Source organism: Aliiglaciecola sp. LCG003, assembly GCF_030316135.1.
Classification (GTDB): domain Bacteria; phylum Pseudomonadota; class Gammaproteobacteria; order Enterobacterales; family Alteromonadaceae; genus Aliiglaciecola.
On record NZ_CP128185.1, the window covers coordinates 2,651,029 to 2,670,325 of the forward strand.

Consider the following 19,297-nt stretch of genomic DNA (forward strand, 5'->3'; position numbering starts at 1 on the left):
CATTTTATTTTGTGTATATTAATACAGTAAAGTTCACAAAATCCAGTTTATTCAATAGCAGCAGGATGCGTCCGATGATAAGTATCGACTAGCAGTTTGTTACTGACCTTAGTGTATACCTGCGTTGTAGACAAATCCGCGTGGCCAAGTTGTTCTTGAATAACCCGAATATCCGCGCCGTTTTCTAGCATTTGAGTCGCCGCAGTATGGCGATATAAGTTGCAAGCCCCCTTGCGATTTACACCTGCTCGTATCACATATTTTCTCACCAAAGAGGAAAGCTGCTTAGGACTAAATTGTTGACTTCGATTGTTTAGAAACAACCATTCACCGGATTGGAAAGTTGCGTTATTTTTACGCGCTGTATTAGCGTATTCAAGAAGCAATTTAGCTGTTCTGGATGCGATTGGCACAACCCTATCCTTATGTCCTTTACCGTCATTTATCCGAACAAGATTTTTATTTACATCTACATCGTTGAGCGTCAACTTACTGAGTTCTGCCCTGCGCATCCCAGATGCATAGTAAAGCTCCAAAATGGCTTTGTCCCGTAATCCATTTTCACCGTGCAAAGCTGTTTGTTTAAAAATGGCGGCAATCTCATCTTCAGTGAGGATTCCGCTGGGCAACCGTTTGGGGCGTTTTGGTACTTCGAACTTGTCTGCTGGATTAACATCTATATGATCCATAAGAAACATCCGTCGCAAGAACTCACGAATCGCAACTAGCTTGTTTCTTCGGGTGGCAACATCTAGAGGTTTTCCTTGTTTAGTACGGTATTCGATAAGAAAATGTTGATAGCCCCTCAGGTGCGCCAGTGCGACAGCATTAAGAGTAATTATGCCGTTTGAATGACAGAAATTGAGAAACTGGTTGAGGGTACTGCGTTTTCCCTCAACCGTTCTGGGCGATTGCTCTCTCGCTATACATTCTTGATAATATAGTGATAAAGCGGCTTCGATCGTTAGTGACATAACTTCCCGAATGGAACCTCGGATTGCAATTGTTTACGAAGGCTGTGCAAATTGCGAGATTCAACCAACACATTGTTTACGTCTTTACCTGATGGCAACTCTAATTCCCGATAGTTGATACCCACCGACTTTAACATACGTATAAGGATGCTTTTGTAGCGGAGTCCCTGCGCAGTATTATTTATGGCTAAGATAACCGACATTACACCATTGTTTTGCAACTGCTCAACGTAGGCATTACATACCGACTGAACGCCCATCATCCCAACAACATTTGAAACACCGCAAGATAAAAAACTCAACGCCTCTATTGGTGACGAACAAATTATGACCTCATTATTCGTTAGTAAAGCCTGTGCGTTGAATAGTGACATTGCATAAGGGTGAATACGCAGATAGAACGCCACACCACCACGTTGATATTTTGCGATTTTTCTGCCGTACATATCGACGAAGTTGCCTGACTCATCTCTGACAGGAACAACAACGCATCCGCGAAAGTATTCCCTACCATTTGGCTTAATTAAACCAAATCGCTGAAGCGTGCCTCTTATCATGGCTCCTTCAAAACATTCCGTATCGGGTAACGCTTTGCCCAAACTTCGGTCAACAAAGCCCAATTGATAGGATTCTGCCACATTCTCCGACACCCCTCTTTTACACACCACATAATCCAATGCATCACTTGAAGATTTTAAGCTTTGCATATAGTGGTTAAGCGTCATTTCTACGTATTGTTGCTGGGCGTGAAATGAGATAAGCCGAGATGAACCAATGTCATATGGAGACAAATCACTAATCATGTGAGTTCTCCTTATCACTAGGGAGAGCTATCGCGTCAGCGGCACGGAATGCGATATTGTGATTTAGGTTTATACGGTAAGACATGGGGACAATACGATCTAATACTGCGTCTGCAATAATGTCACCTCCGATTGATTCATGAAGACGCTTAGTGTCGAACTGAGTCGTGATAACAAGTGAACCACGCTTTTCTCGCTTTTCGATTAACTCGAACAAAACAGCCTGTTCTTCTCGCGTTAATTTCTGTGCCAACCAATCATCGATGATAAGTAAATCAATTCGCATCAATTTTTTAAGTAATGCAGGTAATTCACCTCCCTTGTCTGCTGCGACTAATTGGATGACAAGTTCACGATAGCGAAAAAAACGAACTTTATAGCCTTCACCGATTACCTCGTTGCCAATAGCACAAGCAAGATGCGTTTTGCCACTGCCACTTGGCCCCTCAATCATAATATGGTTATACAGCTTGAGCCACCTACATGACTGAATGTGGTTGTAAACCGAAAGCTGAATAACTTCTTTAATATTCTTCGAGGTCGCTAACGTGGCATCAGGCCAGCGTAATTGGGCTTGCTTTCGCATTCGTGTCGCAGCATTTGCGGAGTTAAGAGCAATCTGACTATCGAGCAACCCATCAAGCAAACCGCAGACTCTATCGACATTCAACGTTGCATCGCTGCACGCATCTTCCAGCCCATTGACTAAGACGGGAAGCTTCAGCGCTTCAAGTTTTTCTTTCAATTGAGGAAGGATCATAACTGCACCCCCGTCGCATTATAATAATCGCCGCCGCGAACGATGCTGCTGGGTAAAACTTTAAAGTCATCTTCCACTTTGGGCTTAAAGACGCCTGACTTGAGAATATAGGTAAATAATTCCCAGTTGTTCGTATGTCCATTTGAAATAGCATAGGCACACGCACCGCTTAAATCCTCAGTGGAGTATGACTTACTGAGTTTTTGCAACAAGCGACAATATTGATTACCTCGGCGTGACTTCTTGTATTTTGAGTTGAATAAATTTTTAACAAACTGTGTAATGTCAGCGCACGCAAAGGATTTTTCCGCCCAATCTACAAAATATTCGACAGGTTTATCGTCAAACCACAAGTGTTCTGGATGCATATGTGTTTCAACTCTTGTGTATCCTCCCTTTTCAAAGCTACGTTCATGACACGCAATTTCTTTGTGTCCCAACCACACAACCACCTTGTTTTTATGGATATGAACTTGAACCTTTTTGTTGGCATAACGGTGAGGCACTGAGTAGTGATGCTCATCATACAATATGGAATAATTGCTAGGTACAGAGATGTTTAAGATACATTCGAGCGGCTCAAATGCCGAATCAGGTAATGGATTAAGCAGTGTTCGCTCAAACGTATCAAAAATATCTTGCCTGCTAACTGAGGATTTACTTAATGTTCTACTATTAACTTTGGCCACTTCCTCTGCAATAAAATCATTCATATCGTCAAGAGTTCTAAACACCTGCTTGCGTAATTCAGGCATGATGTCGAAAGTGAAAATTTTCACATGTCCCTCTGCATCTGCCTTATCTTGCGGATGTTTAGGTCGTGCAGGTAATACGGTGACACCATAATAATTGGTGCAGGCTTCATATTTAGGATTGATCACTAAATTAGGCGCTGGTTGACTTACAACTGCTTTAGCATTGTCTGGAATAACTATTTCAGGTACTCCACCAAATGCCTTAAATGCTCCGATATGCCCCTCTATCCAATCTTCGGTTGTCTGACGTAATGTACCCCGTGCATACATCAGTCCTGAATACGGCAAAACCGCAACGAAGAATTGAATAGGTTTTGCGGCAAAGGTGGCTTTGTAGGTTATCCCTGCATAATCAACCTGCATAGTTTCTGCGGGTTTGTGAATCAGCTTCATCGACAGCTTATTCAATTTACAATGTTTCCGATATTCTCGGCAGAAGGTCGAATACTTCATAGCATTCATGCCGTAAGCTTCAGCATATTCAATAAAAATCATCAGAAGTGTAATATGTTTCTTCAGCAGTCGATTATATATTTCGCCCCAATCAGGGATGATAAAATTATGTATTCGACGGCCATATTTCGGATAACGAATTTTCATTATCTCGTCTGGTTCCAACGCCATAATTTCTGCTAGTGTTAAACCACTTACCTTAAATTTTTTTAAACATCGACCAACGGTCTGATGTGACGCACCTACAGCTCGTCCTATTTCTCGGTTACTGAATTCGGTCTGTTTATTCAACCTAACTATTTCTAAAAACTGCGTACTTTTTTTCATTTTTTTCTCCAAATTAATTGGAGAGCACACGCCCGAAACAATGGCTTTTTAATTCCAATGTCGCTATTGCAATTTATGTGGGTTTTACTACACTTCAGACGTCGGCTCGAAAACGACAACTGAAGTAAAATGAAAAGCCCCGTAACCGGGGCTTTTCTGTATGCCCTCTTAAATACAACTTAAAAATTAATTAGCGGGCCTGCTCTGCCAACCAAAATGAAATATCTTTGATTAGGGCAAATTGACCCCGCCTGTTAGCAATTTTGAAAGTTTTCACTGGAAACGTTTTCCGAATAATGGATTTTTTCATTGCAGCCATCGTCGGATACCCCAAAGCCATTTGCAGCTTTTCGCCAGAAATGATTGGTGAACCATAGTAGGTCAGTAAATCTTTCTCCAATGCCAAAGCAAGTTGCTCCACTTCTTGTTTAGTCGTTAGTCACCTCCAGTCCTATTTGTGAATGAGAAGCACAGTTTAATTCAGAGATTAAATTTTATCCTACACTTATGTAACGCCCATTTTATTAACCAAATTCAATAGCAACTACTTGTTTTCCTTGCTATTGCAAAATCAAGAGAAATGAAAAATATCCTTAACATTTTGAGCGGCGATTTTGATACTATTTATTCGTCACTCTCCCGTCCTCTTAAAATTTTTGCAACTCAGGCATGCATTCACGACCTGATGCTCGATTTAAAAGTTGAAAATCTAAAGCAGCTTTATGCTGAGCTTGAAACAAAACCCAATGAGTACAATCACTACAGACTCGAAGTTGAAAAGCAATCTGGCTTTTATGCAAAAAAGATGAAAGGGGAACCCTTAAAAAACAAGTACAAAATTAAAATGATTAAATCAATTTCTTCGAAAGCGAATGAGTCGCTAAACCACAAGCTCTGGGCGCTTCTTTCTTTTGAAGATCTTGCACAACTGGATTTGTCATCTCTAAGAGAAGAATTAGGTATTTCGGCTTATACTCCAAGATTGTTTTGGAATAGATGTTGTCATCTCATTAAGAATCCAGAACGATGTGGATTAATGGATCTATCGGATATTTTACTTGGCTACACTCAGGCTCGAAGCAAAAGTATGATCCATCCACCGTTACTGGATTTGTCGAAAGTTGTCCATGTCATTGCTGCGTTCTTGGCTCATCAATACCCCAACTTTGATCGCTTCGCTTTTTTTAAGACGATAGAAAAAGCATTGAAAGCCGAAAACGTAAGTCGAGAAAATTACCCCAAAGACTATCACTATAGTCCTGAGATCAGAGATTGGTTAGAAGATCCCCAGACCATTTATTTTGCTGACATTCATGAACCAGAAGAGTTGGAACTATTAATCAACCAACATCGTCTTTAACCAGACACTTCGCAAATCAAAAATAATTTGTAAAACCAGATCAAACACTCTTCAACAGAATTTGGATGTCTGTCCAAATAGTGTATCGAGTGCTCCAGCTTAACGAGAATGTCAGTCCTTCATCTTAAAACTGATGGTGCATTTTTATAGTATTTGCACTTGCATATTATCCCCTAAACGCACCACCTCTGCTAATAAGATGGAGCACGATTCTCGCTAAGCTGGACCATGTGGTGCATAAAAATGGACCATACAACGGCTAACTGGCCTGCCCTACAGATTGAGATTTATTCCGCTGCGATGACGCCAGTCTGCGGCTGGGCTATACTTTTTTTAAATATCAATTTAGGAAGCACACTTATGCCTTATTGTGGAACAGCGATTAAACTCGAAGCGCCGATAACAGCACGTGAAATACTTTCAATGTTTGCCAAAGAGCAGTGCAACGGGAACCAAGCGCACCCATTAGATGGGCGACAATTTAACATTAATGGTGGGTTGAATGACGTAAGAGCAATCCAGCAAGATGATGCACGAATCTATGGATTCTTTTGCCGCTACGCTACTGACCTCGATCGAACAGAAAGCAAAATCCACGCGTTCGCCAAAGACCATGCTTTGTGCAAATTGGTTGATATTGAAGAGGTTAGAAAGGTCAGTTAGGGCAAGCTAATGGCTGATTGGAGCTGGCTGAATTAATTAATCCTTAGGCGTAGCCGCCGAGGGCTATGCCTTCCAGATAAGCTATGACAGCGTCAAAATGCCCCTCATTCACCGCGCGTTTGGCGGTGCAACCCAAAGCATTGATGTGAGTATTTTCGTACCAAACGATAGCTTGTGCAGAGCCGCCTGCCCAGTCATTGACCCTATCCAGAATATGTTCCCGTTGTTGTTCTTTATTCATTTTTTAGCGCTCACATTAAACCATCTAAAACATAATTATAGGCGCAATTGGCATGCTCAGCACCAAAACTTGATTCACCTAGCAACCACAAGATATCTCTCACACTTCTATTTCTGCTTTGACAGCAAAAAGCCGTGCTAATGCGTGGTTTCATGGCTAATTCTGTGATCTATCACGACTAATTCGTTCCGACCCCTTATTTTAGCAGTTGCTGGCCGAGGGGCAAACGCTCTATGGCATAAACCCCGACTATCCTGAATATCTTGAGCGAATAACCCCAGATGGCCGAAGAACATTAGGCCAATGGCGAGATGGGGAGTTCGATGCTGGATTCAGCTTGCTGTATAAGTCTTGAAAGCAAAAGCCCCGCTAGGGCGAGGCTTCATGGCTAATTCGTTCCGACCCCTTTATTCCTGATAAAAGCGCTGAATAAATTTGCTGGTATGACTCAGCATTTTTGTCAATTGCAAACATGTCAGATCTCGTGCAGCTCGTATTTTTAACAATTACACTGCTCTTTGGTTTCAAATAAGTAAGCCCAGTAGAATCACTTACCCGAATGAAATCTATAGAGTAAGTGCCATGGGAGTCATCCGCCCCATATGCATTCAAACAGAACAGGTTTACTAAAAAAGTGATACTTCCAAAAAAAATTTTCATATTAGTCTCGATTAAAAGTGCTTGATAAGCCCTAGGGGTTAATAATTATATATTTAGCAGAAACAAACCATGGGAGAGTAGCGCAGCTAATAGTGCCGTTTTGATCATCGATGTAAACCTCCAATGTTTTACCAGCGGCGAGCGCAGCTAAAACAATTGCATTACCTTTTTCGGACGGTGGGCAAATCCATTTTCCATTCGAGCCAGATGTTTTAAATGCAGTATTACCAGTGCAATTTGATGGCGAATCCATGACCCATGTCACTGCGCCTTTACAGTTAATATCTGTAGCATTTACACAGCAAGGAACAACAAGTAGACATGCCGTTAATAGCTTCTTCATTCTATATCCTTCAAATTGATTATTAGGCGGCTTCACAAACACGTTGGGTTTTAGCTATTGAGCGCTTAGCCACACTCGCGTGAATTTTAAGTAACCAGATTCAACCCCGTTAGTTTGAATCGTAATATCGCGATTAGATGCCTGTGCTGCCAGTGCAGTCGCGTAAAACATCTTCGCGAATTCAATGTTGTCTGACATCTGAAACGCCACGTGCAAAGGGGTCGGAGTGAATATTATATTTTCAAGTTAGTCATGGCCCGACAAAGAGTTTATATCTTCTGAATCGGGTATAGCAACGGCTAAAAAAGCAAAAACCCCGCTAATGCGAGGTCGCGTGGCAAAGACAAACAATCCATCCCGATTAATTCATCGATTAATTCGTTCCGACCCCTTTATTCGGAAGAACATTAGGCCAATGGCGGGACGGGGAGTTCGATGCTGGATTTATCTTGCTGTATAAGTCTTGAAAGCAACCCCCCCTTTAATGCAAGGCTTCATGGCTAATTCGTTCCGACCCCTTTATTATGAAAGCTGTGATGATGGTTGAAGGTGGCGCAACGGCTTGATGAGTCCGAACTCCATCGAAATTCGGACTCTAGTAATAGCAATAATTACAGCTTTGAAAACTCAAAATTAGGTAGCTCTGATGATGCATCCTCAAAAGTGCTTGCTATATTGACCGCATCATCTCCCAGTAATTCCAAGCTATCTTTAAAGTTAACCCAAGTTATGGAAATCGGCTGCTCAATTTCGCTAGTTAGGCAGTCCCATAAAGCGTCCAGATTTTCACCGTAATAGTCAGGGAAATCCATTTTTATCTTTATTAATTTATGGAACTCTTGTTCGTTTTTAAAGTCTTTTCCATCAATGATTATATTGGTCATTAGTTCTCCGTTATAGCTGAGTGAAACTCTTGTAGTGGTCTGTTGTTTTATAGATAAGTCCGTCGCTTGAATATAACATCCTATCGCTACCTCTGTGACCACCAGAATAGTTTATGTCAGCCTCCTTCCACGTTCTTCCTCCTGATGAAGGTAGACCACCTTGCCTATTGTGAAATACGTCGCCTCCAATGCTTTTTCCGGGAGCTATATCGTGGAGATTGCCTTTTTTGGGGTTCCAGCCCAAAGCTAGGGCATCCTTCTTGGTTATAAAGTTATCGGGGAGGGCGCCATTTTTTCTTATGTAATCTGATGCGCCATCAAATGAATTTAATGCGCCTTTTCCTTTGCGTATTGCGGTTATACCTTCTTTGGCTACATCAGCAACCTTGCCGAGTTTCCTTGCTTCACTTGCAAAAGGTATGAGTCCAGCCAAATGCAAAGGGGTCGGAGTGAATATTATATTTTCAAGTTAGTCATGGCCCGACAATGAGTTTATATCTTCTGAATCGGGTATAGCAACGGCTAAAAAAGCGAAAACCCCGCTAATGCGAGGTCGCGTGGCAAAGACAAACAATCCATCCCAATTGATTCGTCGATTAATTCGTTCCGACCCCTTTATTCTAAGTAGAACAAAGCCTTCAACAATATCCAAAAAAGCAAAAACCCCGCTAATGCGAGGTCGCGTGGCTAAGGCAAACAATCCATCCCAATTGATTCGTCGATTAATTCGTTCCGACCCCTTTATTCAAACAACCATCCCAATTGATTCGTGGATTAATTCGTTCCGACCCCTTTATTGCAAAATTAGTTACAGTCTCCAGCTAAGGCAAACAATCCATCCCAATTGATTCATCGATTAATTCGTTCCGACCCCTTTATTCTAGTTTTATTTACTTTAAAGTAGAACAAAGCCTTCAACAATATGCAAAAAAGCAAAAACCCCGCTAGTGCGAGGTCGCGTGGCTAAGGCAAACAACCATCCCAATTGATTCGTGGATTAATTCGTTCCGACCCCTTTATTAGACTATTTACAGGCGTTTAAGTTAGGCGGATATGCCTGATTTTATTTGCATTTTTAACCCGTATATTTAGCGGGTAAAGCAGAAAACAAAGCCCCTTTCGGGGCTTGCTGGTTAACTAACGGTATTTTTGAAGCCAATGACAATTGTAAATCAAAGTGAGCTGTCCCCCTTTTCTTTCCTGACCTATCTGGTCTTATTCAAATATTAAATTGAAGTGATTAATAATTTGCTTAGCAAACAAATCATTCACATTAACAATCAAAAAATTTGTTCGATCACAAACCATCAAAATGTCAACATCACCATACCTATCAACATCATGTAGAACTGCGTATCTAATATTTTTTTTCTGAAAAGTACCGTTTGATGAACAATATTGATCACCTTCTTTCAACTCGTGTATTACAAAACCGCTAAGTTCACTATTTTCATCAACAGGGATAAAACTAACTGTGCCATTTCGAAATGGTCCTTTGATTAGGTAAGGTACTTCTAGACTAAACTCAGTATCAAAAACATCCAATTTGAACTTTTCTTGTGCCACTGAGTTTTGCGTCATTACAATAAAAATGAATAAGTAAACCCATCTCATCTTAATTCCCCTTATAGTATTGAGGCCACATTATATTTTTACCATAGTTATCGACAATCTGACTTCCTGATAGATTATTCCCCATTCCAATGGCAGTCATATAAACTTCAGCCAATGCTAGAGTTCTATCGCTCATACTGCCTAAACCTAAATCAACAAATGCTGAGAATGTTACACCTCCCATTTTCGCACCGCTGGGTAAACTAACATCCCGCCTAAAACTCACAGTCAGAGCATATATTTCAGCTTGAATTTGAGTATCATTAGAACTCAAATGTGGAAACATGTCCCTTAAGGTACTTAAGTCAGCTCGGCGTATAAAGTTCATGGCGTCTACAACGTCAGAAAACGATTCATCTCCATATTGATTTGCAATATCAATTATTCTTTTTGTAGTCTCAATCCTATCATAACCTTTTTTAATTGAACTTAATGCCTGATTAAACAAATACTGGAAAGCGCCAGTTCTAGCACCATTAGAAAATTTACCTCCAGAAATTACTGATGCAGTACCACCAATTACAGCAGAAACAATAGTACCCTTAGCTATTTCATTACTAGTAAGATTGTCCCCACCAGGTAAAAATGCTCCACCAATTCCTTTAGTCACTCCAGCACTAAAGAATCCGTGACCGAACTTTCCACCACTTAACACTGAGGTAACACCACCTACACTCGCATGACTAGCAACCTGGCCTGCAATCTGCCCAGACGTCAAATCCAAACCTCCAAAAGAATGTGTTACCGCATCATCAGAATTCCCCGCAGCCAATCCCTTGAAATGTTGCCCTACTCCGTAAAAAGCAGCAGCGGAAAAAGCTCCAACTAGTGCTCCTTTTAGGCTACCTGTTGAAACACCCCCAGCTAAAAATCCAGTTGTTACTGCACCAAATAAGCTCTCTGTTGCGAAGGCCCATGCGCCTGGTATAAAGACCATTGCAAGTAGACTTGCAAATGGCGCAAACTTACCAAAAATTTTGTTTAACTGCTTAAAGAAATACCCACTCGGATCGGTATAACTCAACGGATTATTCAGAACATAGCTGTAACGGTTGTATGACTGGCTATTCATCGGAGCCTGAATATGCGGATCAGCCTGCAAGAACCTACCCAAGGTTGGATCGTAGATCCGACCATTCATATGAATAATCCGATCACCCATCGCTATGTTGGATGCAACTACACCTATTTAAGGAATTTTAAAACGAAAAAAGGCGAGCATCCTGCTCGCCTTTTCCCGAAAGAACTTAAACTTAATTGTTAAAAATTAAGCCAATGCGCCTTTTGCTGCTTCAACCAAAGCAGTAAACGCGTTTTTGTCATGTACTGCGATGTCAGCAAGGATCTTACGATCGATTTCGACAGACGCTTTCTTCAAACCATTAATGAAACGGCTGTAAGAAATACCATTTTGACGTGCCGCAGCATTAATACGTGCAATCCACAATTGACGGAATTGACGTTTACGCTGACGACGGTCACGGTATGCATATTGACCCGCTTTTGTTACTGCCTGGACAGCAACACGATAAACTCGACTACGAGCTCCGTAATAACCTTTGGCTTGCTTTAGTACCTTTTTGTGACGGGCACGTGCCACAACACCACGTTTTACTCTTGCCATTTTCTAGTCTCCTCTCTTAAACGTAAGGTAACATGCGTTGAATCAACGCAGTGTCAGCAACATGGGCTAATTTCTTGCCACGAAGGTGACGTTTACGCTTAGAGCTCTTCTTGGTCAAAATGTGACGCAAGTGAGACTGTTTGCTCTTGAAACGACCTGAAGCGGTTTTTCTAAAACGCTTGGCAGCTCCACGGTTGGTTTTCATTTTAGGCATTGCTAAAACTCCGCATTGTTAAGACCTCTGAATATTAGTTTACAGGGTCATAGTTACAATTTAGCAGCAAGGTGAACTTGGGTGCAGATCCGGTTTTACGGTCCCAGTTACTTGTAAACCTTAAACTACTTCTTAATGGGGGCGAGCACCATGATCATCTGACGACCCTCTACCCGATGTGGGAAAGATTCGCAGTTAGCAATGTCTTCTAAATCCGCGCGGACGCGTTTTAGTTGTTCAATGCCGATCTCTTGGTGAGCCATTTCACGTCCGCGAAAACGGATCGTTACCTTGGCTTTATCACCCGCCTCTAGAAAGCGACGCAGGTTGCGCAGTTTTACCTGGTAGTCGCCTTCATCAGTGCCAGGGCGAAATTTAATCTCCTTGACCTGAATTTGCTTTTGCTTTTTCTTCTGCTCTTTCTGAGCTTTACTCTTCTCGAAGAGGAACTTTCCGTAGTCCATCACTTTACATACTGGCGGCTCGGCATTTGGACTGATTTCTACCAAGTCCAAACTAGCTTGGTCAGCTAAACTTTGAGCTTCACTAAGTGAAACAATTCCAAGTTGTTCAGCATCTTTACCAATTAAGCGTACTTCCGTCGCTGTAATTTCATCGTTAATGTTGGCTTTATCGCCTTGTGCCTTATTATTAGCGCCTTTAATATGTCGTTCCTCCACGAAATTAATCTAGTTGCTTAGACGTAACCTGTTGATTGAGCATTTCAATAAACGCATCAATGGATAATTTTCCTAGGTCATCGCCCTTGCGTGAGCGCACTGCTACTTCGCCGGCTTCCATTTCTTTATCACCAACTACGAGTAAATATGGAACTCGTTTAAGAGTGTGCTCGCGGATTTTAAAGCCAATCTTCTCATTTCTCAAGTCCGACTTCGATCTAAAACCATTTTGTTGTAATTTTTTCGCTACATTTGCGGCATATTCGCCCTGTTTGTCAGTAATATTCATTACCACAACTTGAAAAGGAGCCAACCAAACTGGAAATTGCCCAGCGTACTCTTCGGTCAAAATACCAATAAACCGTTCTAATGAGCCTAATGTCGCTCGGTGGATCATAACCGGAACTTTACGTTCACCGTCTTCAGCTACATAAGTAGCACCTAAACGACCAGGCATTGAGAAATCTAGCTGTACTGTACCACATTGCCAGGCTCTATCTAAACAATCATGCAAGGTGAATTCAATTTTAGGCCCATAAAATGCACCTTCACCGGGCAAATACTGAAATTCAATGTTTTTCGAGTTAAGGGCATCAGCAAGTTTCTGCTCCGCTTTGTCCCAATCTTCATCAGAACCCACGCGTTTTTCTGGACGAGTGGAAAGTTTTACCACTATTTTGTCAAAACCAAATACTTTATATACGTCGTAAATCATTTCGATGCAGCTGGCGACTTCGTCTTGTATTTGTTCTTCAGTACAGAATATATGTGCATCATCTTGAGTAAAGCCACGTACGCGCATCAAACCATGTAACGCACCTGATGGCTCATTACGGTGACAACAACCAAATTCTGCCATACGCAAAGGTAAGTCACGATAAGATTTTAGGCCTTGATTAAAAATCTGCACGTGGCCCGGACAATTCATTGGTTTAATAGCATATTCACGTTTTTCTGATACTGTAGTAAACATGTTCTCTGCGTACTTGTCCCAGTGGCCAGATTTCTCCCACAGCACACGGTCCATCATTAATGGTCCTTTGACTTCACCGAAACCAAACTCACGCTGTTTTTGACGAATAAAGTGCTCTAACTCGGTGTAGATACTCCAACCATCATTGTGCCAAAACACCATTCCCGGCGCTTCTTCTTGCCAATGGAATAAATCCAACGCTTTACCAATTTTTCTATGGTCGCGCTTTTCCGCTTCTTCAAGCCGAGTCAAGTAGCCTTTTAATTGCTTTTTATCAGCCCAGGCAGTGCCATAGACACGTTGCAACATTTTGTTATCGCTATTACCGCGCCAATACGCTCCGGCCACCTTCATTATTTTAAAGTGCTGACAGAAACGCATATTGGGAACGTGAGGTCCACGACACATATCGACATATTCTTCATGATGATATAAACCAGGCTTATCATCTTTAGCAATATTTTCGTCTAAAATTTCAATTTTGTAACTTTCACCACGCGCTTCGAAGGTATCCCGAGCTTCTTGCCAACTGACCGTTTTCTTGACCACATCATAACTTGTCTTAGCTAACTCCAACATGCGCTTTTCAAGCTTCTGCAAGTCATCATCATTGAGCGAATGTTCCATGTCGATGTCATAATAAAAACCATTATCGATAGTTGGACCAATGGCCATTTTGGCATCAGGGTACAATTGCTTGATTGCATGACCGATTAAGTGGGCGCAAGAATGGCGAATAATCTCTAGGCCTTCATCATCTTTTGCGGTGATAATTTGCAATTTGGCATCTGCAGTGATCATATCCACTGCGTCCACCAGCTTACCATTCACTTTTCCAGCAATAGTCGCTTTAGCTAAACCTGGACCTATATCATTAGCCACATCTAAGACAGAAACAGCATGTTCGAATTGGCGTTGACTGCCATCTGGAAGCGTAATCGTTAGCATTGATATTCCTTACACAGTGGTGACACCTACCAAGCGCCACTTGCGATTTAAATTTATTTAACGCAAAAATGAAAATTTATTACCGATTTCACAATAAAAAACACCCTTGATGGGTGTTTAAGCATACTTGCGTTAAATCACATATTTGAGTCATTTACTCTGTTACAATCAGAGCACTTTGCCTATGATACATAACAACAGCGGCCAGATGCAATTAATAACAGTTATAGTTCAGCGTTCCATTTTTAAGTATCTCCCGCTATTTTACTGCTTTGTGTGGGCTAGCACAGCGTTAGCCATAACGGAAACCGCCGCAGCCAACAATTGGCAATTAGCCAAACAGAACGAATCCCTCAAGGTATTTAAGCAACCCACCGACTCAGGCTATGCTGCCATTAAGGCGGAGCTAGTTATTCACTCTACTGCTGCTGAGTTTCTAGCACTATTGGAACGTACTGATATCGCGCCTCAGTGGATCGCCAATTGTGAGCGAGTTCAGGTTTTGGCTAAACCTTCGCCCAACATACGCGTTGTGCGCACCATTTTTTCAGCTCCATGGCCGGTTAAAGACCGAGATATGGTGACCCATTCTACTACTACCTTGGATCCAGCAGATGGCAGCGTAAGTATTAAAATCATTGACTATACTGAGCATTTTCCCGCCACAAAGCAGTACGTTCGAATGGAAAAGGTAGCGGGCACTTGGGAAGTTCTTCCCCGTCAAAACGGACAAGTGTTGATTCGCTATACCGGTTATGGTGAACCCAGCGGAAATTTACCAAGGTGGCTGGCTAACCAAATCCTTGTCAGTTCGACTTATGATACTTTTATCCAGTTACAAAAGTTGTTGGCAAAAGAAGTCTAACGGATAAACCTCAATCTAGCTTTTTTAAATTTAATTAGCGTTAATTCAATAGCTTGAAATACTTCAAAGCATAGAAACCTTCTATGCTGAATGAATCTATGGGCTCCAATTTAGTAAGCATCGTATAAGAGTGACGGTTTTTATAACCAATTTTCACATCAACACTTCACATGCTGTTCCATACTCAAGATTCAAGCACTTATTAGGTTACTGCAATGTGGCATTTTATTAGCGACCAGATTAGCCAAAAAATACATCAAGACTTTATTTGCAATGACATTCGAGAAATCTCGGAAGGCGATTCCCATAGCGCATATCGCTTATGTGATGGTCGTCGACGATTTTTCACCAAGGTCATTTCTGAAGATAAGTATGAACACTTTGCCGCTGAGATTGAGGGTTTAGAACACTTACGACAAACCAATATATTTAAAATACCTGAAGTGATCTGTATGGGCACCCAAGAGGGAAAATGCTTTTTAGTTCTGGAGTTTCTCAGCCTCTCACAGGGTGATGATACCGCTTGGTTTGATTTTGGTAGCAAATTAGCAAGCTTACATCAGCAGCACACCCAACAAATGTATGGATGGCAAGAGGATAACTTTATCGGTTTGACCCCACAGCCGAATAAGTGGAGCAAGAGTTGGGCGAACTTCTTCGCAGAGCAGCGAATTGGCTTCATGCTACAAATGCTAGCTGAAAAAGGGCAAAAATTGTGTGACATAGACAGCGCTGTGGAGTCGGTTAACAGTCTGCTAGCCGGTCATTCACCGGTCTCGTCTATGTTACATGGCGATCTGTGGATTGGTAATACAGGCTTTAATAAGAACCTAGCGGTAATATTTGATCCTGCATTTTATTATGGTGATCGCGAAACCGACATAGCAATGACTGAGTTATTTACCCAATTTCCAACTAGCTTTTACCGTGGTTACGAATCGGTTTGGCCCCTACCTGAACACTATCAATATAGAAAATCCATATATCAGCTTTACCATATACTTAATCATGCTTTTTTGTTTGGGGGGCAATATTTACAACGGGCACAAGGAACCTTGAAAAATCTTGCCTCAATGTATTAGTGGCAGATAACAAAAACCGCTCTTGCACAACACATGGGGAATCATTACTCTTCACAATTTGCCCCCTATGTTTAAGTAAATTATGCAAAATAAAGTGGTTTTCATTACCGGCAGTGCTAAGCGGATTGGCGCGTACACCGCACAATACCTGCATAACTGCGGCTATAATATCGTATTGCATTGCCATCGCTCTCAAGACGCCGGGCTAAATTTGATGGCGAGTTTAAATAAACTTCGTTCTGATTCAGCTAAATTGGTACAGGGTGATTTGACTGATCCTAGCGTTGTAGCGGAAATTGCTAAAGCGGCTATAGATGCCTTCGGGCGCTTGGACGTGCTGGTCAACAATGCTTCCTCATTTTACTCCACCCCAGTTGGTACTATCGAGGAGTCGGACTGGCAAGCTCTTATAGGTAGCAACGCGCAAGCGCCTCTGTTTTTAACCCAAGCTTGTGAAAAACAACTTGAGAAGAATCAGGGTGTTGTCATCAATATGGCAGATATTCATGCACAAAAGCCACTCAAGGGTCATACTGTATACTGCATGGCAAAAGCTGCACTGGTCAGCATGACACAATCTTTAGCGCAGGAACTTGCTCCAACAATCAGAGTAAACGCGGTTGCCCCAGGCGCTATATTATGGCCCGAAAAGGAACTAAGCGATAAAGACAAAGAAAACATGCTTAAACATATTCCTTTGGGCAGGTTAGGCCAGGAACATGATATCGCCCAAGCCATTAAATTTTTAATAGATGCATCTTATATAACCGGACAAGTATTAGCCGTAGATGGGGGAAGAAGCATCGCCAACACCACCGTCGCATAGGAGTTAAAATGGTTTCCATTGCCTCTGAAACATCTCAGTCTATAGAGTGTCCACACTGTGGTCATCACTTGCATATATTAATCGACAGTAGTAACGGAGATCAGGATTTTTTCGATGAATGCCCGAACTGCTGTCATGACATTCATATTGCCGTCCACTTAGATGAACTTCACAAAAAAATTGACGTCAAGATCATCTCTGATGACGAGCAAAACTATTAAAACAAGCTAATAAAGTGAGAGCTCTTGTTACCAATCTTCAAGCCGATTGCTGCGTATCTTTGTGTTTCTATGCTGGGTGCCTGCACAACAGAATCAATTGATTCTGACTTAATGAAGTACCACAGTCGACTAGCCAATATTTTGCAGGTAGACACAAAGCAGCAAGATCGGCATAACACCCTAACCTACCCCAAAGCCTCTGTATTAGCGGTAGATATTGCGCAAACATCGATTAATTTGCGAGACTTTTACGGGTTAAACAATTGCTCGGTGATGACGTTAATAGCACAACGGAATACTCCACTAGGTAAAGTACAACTCCCCTCTTCTCGATATATCTATGAAGTTAAGTTAATTGAAGGAATCACAGCATGTTTAGCTTCGACATCCTCACCAGAGCAAGCAAAACTATTAAACCAGTGGCTGGTTCTAAAACAACGGAATTTGCCTCTTGTGTGGACAAACCTGCTGCAGAACAGTATTGAGGTTAAGCAAGCTTTTAGCAGTAACCGAGCATGGCTAAAGATGTCGGATCAAAGTGATTTGCATGGCGTCCAGCAGGCTTTAGACTACCTACTGCAACTTCATCAATCGCCAAAAGCCAATCCTGAACATTTAGAAAATGCACTTAATCAACTCAGAAAAGCGCCCTTGCTAGCCAAGATGTGGCGCACCCAATTGCTTTTGAGCAATGAACTGAGCCACGTCAGCGCATTATTAGATGAAAATAATGACAAACTGCATTGCCATTCCGCTCAGTCTAAACAACAAGTTGAATATATGAAAAATGTATTTCAAATGTTCTTCATTGACAGGGTTCAGCCATTAGCTGGCCAACTGAACCAGTTCCATTATTCATTTGAACCGCTTATTTCAACCCTAATCGATAAACCACAACTCAGCCCAAGCTTGAAGCAATACCTTCAGGCTCGAATGAATGATTTCGCACATTATCAACAGATCATGTCACAACATATTCACTATTGGCAGACTCTTTTAGCCAGATGTAACCTATCACCTCAGCGATCATAAACGGCCAGCATCATTAAAAATACGCTGCAAATAAGCCCTGCTATGAGCGTAGATGCAGCCTTAGGTTTATCGCTAAAAGTAGGTCTGTTGAATTTGGTCGAATATCTCCATTAGACCCAATTGCATATCATCAATAAATTCATGGAGCTTGTCCTGAATAAGCAACTGTGGATTGGCATCCAGTAGCTGTTGCTCCACTTTAGACAAAGTGTTGAGCGATGCTTCATAATTAGGTAACTGACGTAAGCAGACCTCAACTTGCTTGAGGGTATGCATTAACGCGCGCGGAAAACGCTCTTCAAGCAATAAAAATTTGAGTACATCAGAGCGGCGGATCCTTAAGCGCATTTCGCGCCGATACATTTGATACGCGGTCAATGACTTTAATACACTCATCCACTGCAGGTTCTCAAATGCTGACTGCTCTGTTTCTATGTCGGGTAACAAGGTTGCACTGCGCACATCGATGATCCGTGTGGTCATATCTGCCCGTTCTAGATTGCGCCCTATGAGTAAGAATTGATAGCCTTCATCATAGGTCATAGTACCCGACAATATCCCTGTAATAGTCTGATTCGCCTGAATTATTTCACTTAAAAAGTCGTATCTAGAACGTCTTGATAAAGCTTTTTGGTTATTCTCTTTGGCATATAAATATAATTCATTTATTTGCTCCCACGCTTCCCTTGGGATAATTTCACGTATGGTGCGAGCATTTTCTCTAGAGGCATTTAGTGAGTTGACGATTGAGCCAAAGTTTTTGCTATCGGCAACCAAAAAGTTGACCACGTTTCGCTCACTAGCGTCTTCGTAGTTTTGATAAAATTGCTCCCGATTTGAGATAATATCAACTATTGGCTCCCAACCCAGTTCAATACTTTTAGGTAAGTCCAATAAAAGATTAAAGTTCACGTTTATCAATCGAGCAGTATTTTCTGCCCGCTCTAAGTAACGCCCCAACCAACATAAATTATTTGCTACACGCGACAACATAA

24 protein-coding genes are annotated in these 19,297 nt (G+C 41.7%); 7 read left to right on the forward strand and 17 right to left on the reverse strand.

The genetic code is table 11. From position 1 onward, the window contains the following. Window positions 1-47 precede the first annotated feature (47 nt). The 5 genes from QR722_RS11320 to QR722_RS11340 form a co-directional block, all read right to left on the reverse strand. Window positions 48-974, reverse strand: coding sequence for a phage lytic cycle repressor MrpR family protein (locus tag QR722_RS11320; RefSeq protein WP_286282963.1), 927 nt, complete (start codon window positions 972-974; stop codon window positions 48-50). Beyond that, entirely contained in the window at window positions 965-1,777 is an 813-nt protein-coding gene (locus QR722_RS11325) for a toprim domain-containing protein (RefSeq protein ID WP_286282964.1), read from the reverse strand. Before QR722_RS11325 ends, QR722_RS11320 begins: the two co-directional genes overlap by 10 nt. Beyond that, on the reverse strand, window positions 1,770-2,537 hold the full coding sequence (locus QR722_RS11330) for an ATP-binding protein (protein ID WP_286282965.1): 768 nt from the start codon (window positions 2,535-2,537) through the stop codon (window positions 1,770-1,772). The genes QR722_RS11325 and QR722_RS11330 overlap by 8 nt, the downstream gene beginning before the upstream one ends. Next, window positions 2,534-4,072 (reverse strand): IS21 family transposase, encoded by a 1,539-nt coding sequence (gene istA, locus QR722_RS11335; protein ID WP_286282966.1) that lies wholly within the window; start codon window positions 4,070-4,072, stop codon window positions 2,534-2,536. Before istA ends, QR722_RS11330 begins: the two co-directional genes overlap by 4 nt. 190 nt (window positions 4,073-4,262) lie before the next feature. Next, window positions 4,263-4,493, reverse strand: coding sequence for a hypothetical protein (locus tag QR722_RS11340; RefSeq protein ID WP_286282967.1), 231 nt, complete (start codon window positions 4,491-4,493; stop codon window positions 4,263-4,265). 159 nt (window positions 4,494-4,652) lie between these two features. On the opposite strand from QR722_RS11340, the gene QR722_RS11345 reads away from it, so the two are divergent. Both QR722_RS11345 and QR722_RS11350 read left to right on the forward strand, forming a co-directional pair. After that, the gene (locus tag QR722_RS11345; protein WP_286282968.1) at window positions 4,653-5,432 is read left to right on the forward strand and encodes a hypothetical protein; all 780 of its coding nucleotides are present in this window, start codon (window positions 4,653-4,655) and stop codon (window positions 5,430-5,432) included. Window positions 5,433-5,675: 243 nt separating this feature from the next. After that, window positions 5,676-6,095, forward strand: coding sequence for a hypothetical protein (locus QR722_RS11350; protein WP_286282969.1), 420 nt, complete (start codon window positions 5,676-5,678; stop codon window positions 6,093-6,095). Window positions 6,096-6,138: 43 nt separating this feature from the next. Here the strand turns inward: QR722_RS11350 and QR722_RS11355 are convergent, their stop codons facing one another. The 11 genes from QR722_RS11355 to thrS form a co-directional block, all read right to left on the reverse strand. Next, a complete protein-coding gene (locus QR722_RS11355) occupies window positions 6,139-6,336 on the reverse strand; it encodes a hypothetical protein (protein ID WP_286282970.1) in 198 nt (65 codons plus the stop codon). 691 nt (window positions 6,337-7,027) lie between these two features. Beyond that, complete coding sequence (locus QR722_RS11360) at window positions 7,028-7,339, reverse strand: hypothetical protein (RefSeq protein ID WP_286282971.1); 312 nt, start codon at window positions 7,337-7,339, stop codon at window positions 7,028-7,030. A gap of 54 nt (window positions 7,340-7,393) precedes the next feature. Beyond that, a complete protein-coding gene (locus tag QR722_RS11365) occupies window positions 7,394-7,537 on the reverse strand; it encodes a hypothetical protein (protein WP_286282972.1) in 144 nt (47 codons plus the stop codon). Between the two features lie 413 nt (window positions 7,538-7,950). Then, window positions 7,951-8,223, reverse strand: coding sequence for a barstar family protein (locus QR722_RS11370; RefSeq protein ID WP_286282973.1), 273 nt, complete (start codon window positions 8,221-8,223; stop codon window positions 7,951-7,953). 10 nt (window positions 8,224-8,233) lie between these two features. Next, window positions 8,234-8,656 (reverse strand): ribonuclease domain-containing protein, encoded by a 423-nt coding sequence (locus tag QR722_RS11375; RefSeq protein ID WP_286282974.1) that lies wholly within the window; start codon window positions 8,654-8,656, stop codon window positions 8,234-8,236. A gap of 782 nt (window positions 8,657-9,438) precedes the next feature. Further along, the gene (locus QR722_RS11380; RefSeq protein ID WP_286282975.1) at window positions 9,439-9,837 is read right to left on the reverse strand and encodes a hypothetical protein; all 399 of its coding nucleotides are present in this window, start codon (window positions 9,835-9,837) and stop codon (window positions 9,439-9,441) included. Window position 9,838: 1 nt separating this feature from the next. Further along, entirely contained in the window at window positions 9,839-10,978 is a 1,140-nt protein-coding gene (locus tag QR722_RS11385) for an RHS repeat-associated core domain-containing protein (protein ID WP_286282976.1), read from the reverse strand. A 126-nt stretch (window positions 10,979-11,104) separates the two neighbouring features. After that, window positions 11,105-11,461 carry a 50S ribosomal protein L20 gene (gene rplT / locus QR722_RS11390; RefSeq protein ID WP_286282977.1) on the reverse strand — a complete coding sequence of 119 codons (357 nt, stop codon included), beginning with the start codon at window positions 11,459-11,461 and terminating at the stop codon, window positions 11,105-11,107. Between the two features lie 16 nt (window positions 11,462-11,477). Further along, window positions 11,478-11,675, reverse strand: coding sequence for a 50S ribosomal protein L35 (gene rpmI, locus QR722_RS11395; protein ID WP_006991117.1), 198 nt, complete (start codon window positions 11,673-11,675; stop codon window positions 11,478-11,480). A 125-nt stretch (window positions 11,676-11,800) separates the two neighbouring features. Next, a complete protein-coding gene (gene infC / locus QR722_RS11400; RefSeq protein WP_286282980.1) occupies window positions 11,801-12,355 on the reverse strand; it encodes a translation initiation factor IF-3 in 555 nt (184 codons plus the stop codon). A 4-nt stretch (window positions 12,356-12,359) separates the two neighbouring features. Next, window positions 12,360-14,276 carry a threonine--tRNA ligase gene (gene thrS / locus QR722_RS11405; RefSeq protein ID WP_286282981.1) on the reverse strand — a complete coding sequence of 639 codons (1,917 nt, stop codon included), beginning with the start codon at window positions 14,274-14,276 and terminating at the stop codon, window positions 12,360-12,362. Window positions 14,277-14,484: 208 nt separating this feature from the next. On the opposite strand from thrS, the gene QR722_RS11410 reads away from it, so the two are divergent. From QR722_RS11410 to QR722_RS11430, 5 genes are all read left to right on the forward strand, one after another. Continuing rightward, window positions 14,485-15,141, forward strand: coding sequence for an START domain-containing protein (locus tag QR722_RS11410; RefSeq protein ID WP_286282982.1), 657 nt, complete (start codon window positions 14,485-14,487; stop codon window positions 15,139-15,141). Between the two features lie 215 nt (window positions 15,142-15,356). Next, entirely contained in the window at window positions 15,357-16,223 is an 867-nt protein-coding gene (locus QR722_RS11415) for a fructosamine kinase family protein (RefSeq protein WP_286282983.1), read from the forward strand. An 82-nt stretch (window positions 16,224-16,305) separates the two neighbouring features. Further along, window positions 16,306-17,049, forward strand: coding sequence for a pteridine reductase (locus QR722_RS11420; protein WP_286282985.1), 744 nt, complete (start codon window positions 16,306-16,308; stop codon window positions 17,047-17,049). A gap of 8 nt (window positions 17,050-17,057) precedes the next feature. Beyond that, complete coding sequence (locus QR722_RS11425; RefSeq protein WP_286282986.1) at window positions 17,058-17,270, forward strand: CPXCG motif-containing cysteine-rich protein; 213 nt, start codon at window positions 17,058-17,060, stop codon at window positions 17,268-17,270. A 24-nt stretch (window positions 17,271-17,294) separates the two neighbouring features. Next, window positions 17,295-18,302 (forward strand): DUF3080 family protein, encoded by a 1,008-nt coding sequence (locus QR722_RS11430; RefSeq protein ID WP_286282987.1) that lies wholly within the window; start codon window positions 17,295-17,297, stop codon window positions 18,300-18,302. Window positions 18,303-18,374: 72 nt separating this feature from the next. Here the strand turns inward: QR722_RS11430 and QR722_RS11435 are convergent, their stop codons facing one another. Beyond that, window positions 18,375-19,295 (reverse strand): alpha-E domain-containing protein, encoded by a 921-nt coding sequence (locus QR722_RS11435; RefSeq protein WP_286282988.1) that lies wholly within the window; start codon window positions 19,293-19,295, stop codon window positions 18,375-18,377. Between the last annotated feature and the right edge of the window lie 2 nt (window positions 19,296-19,297).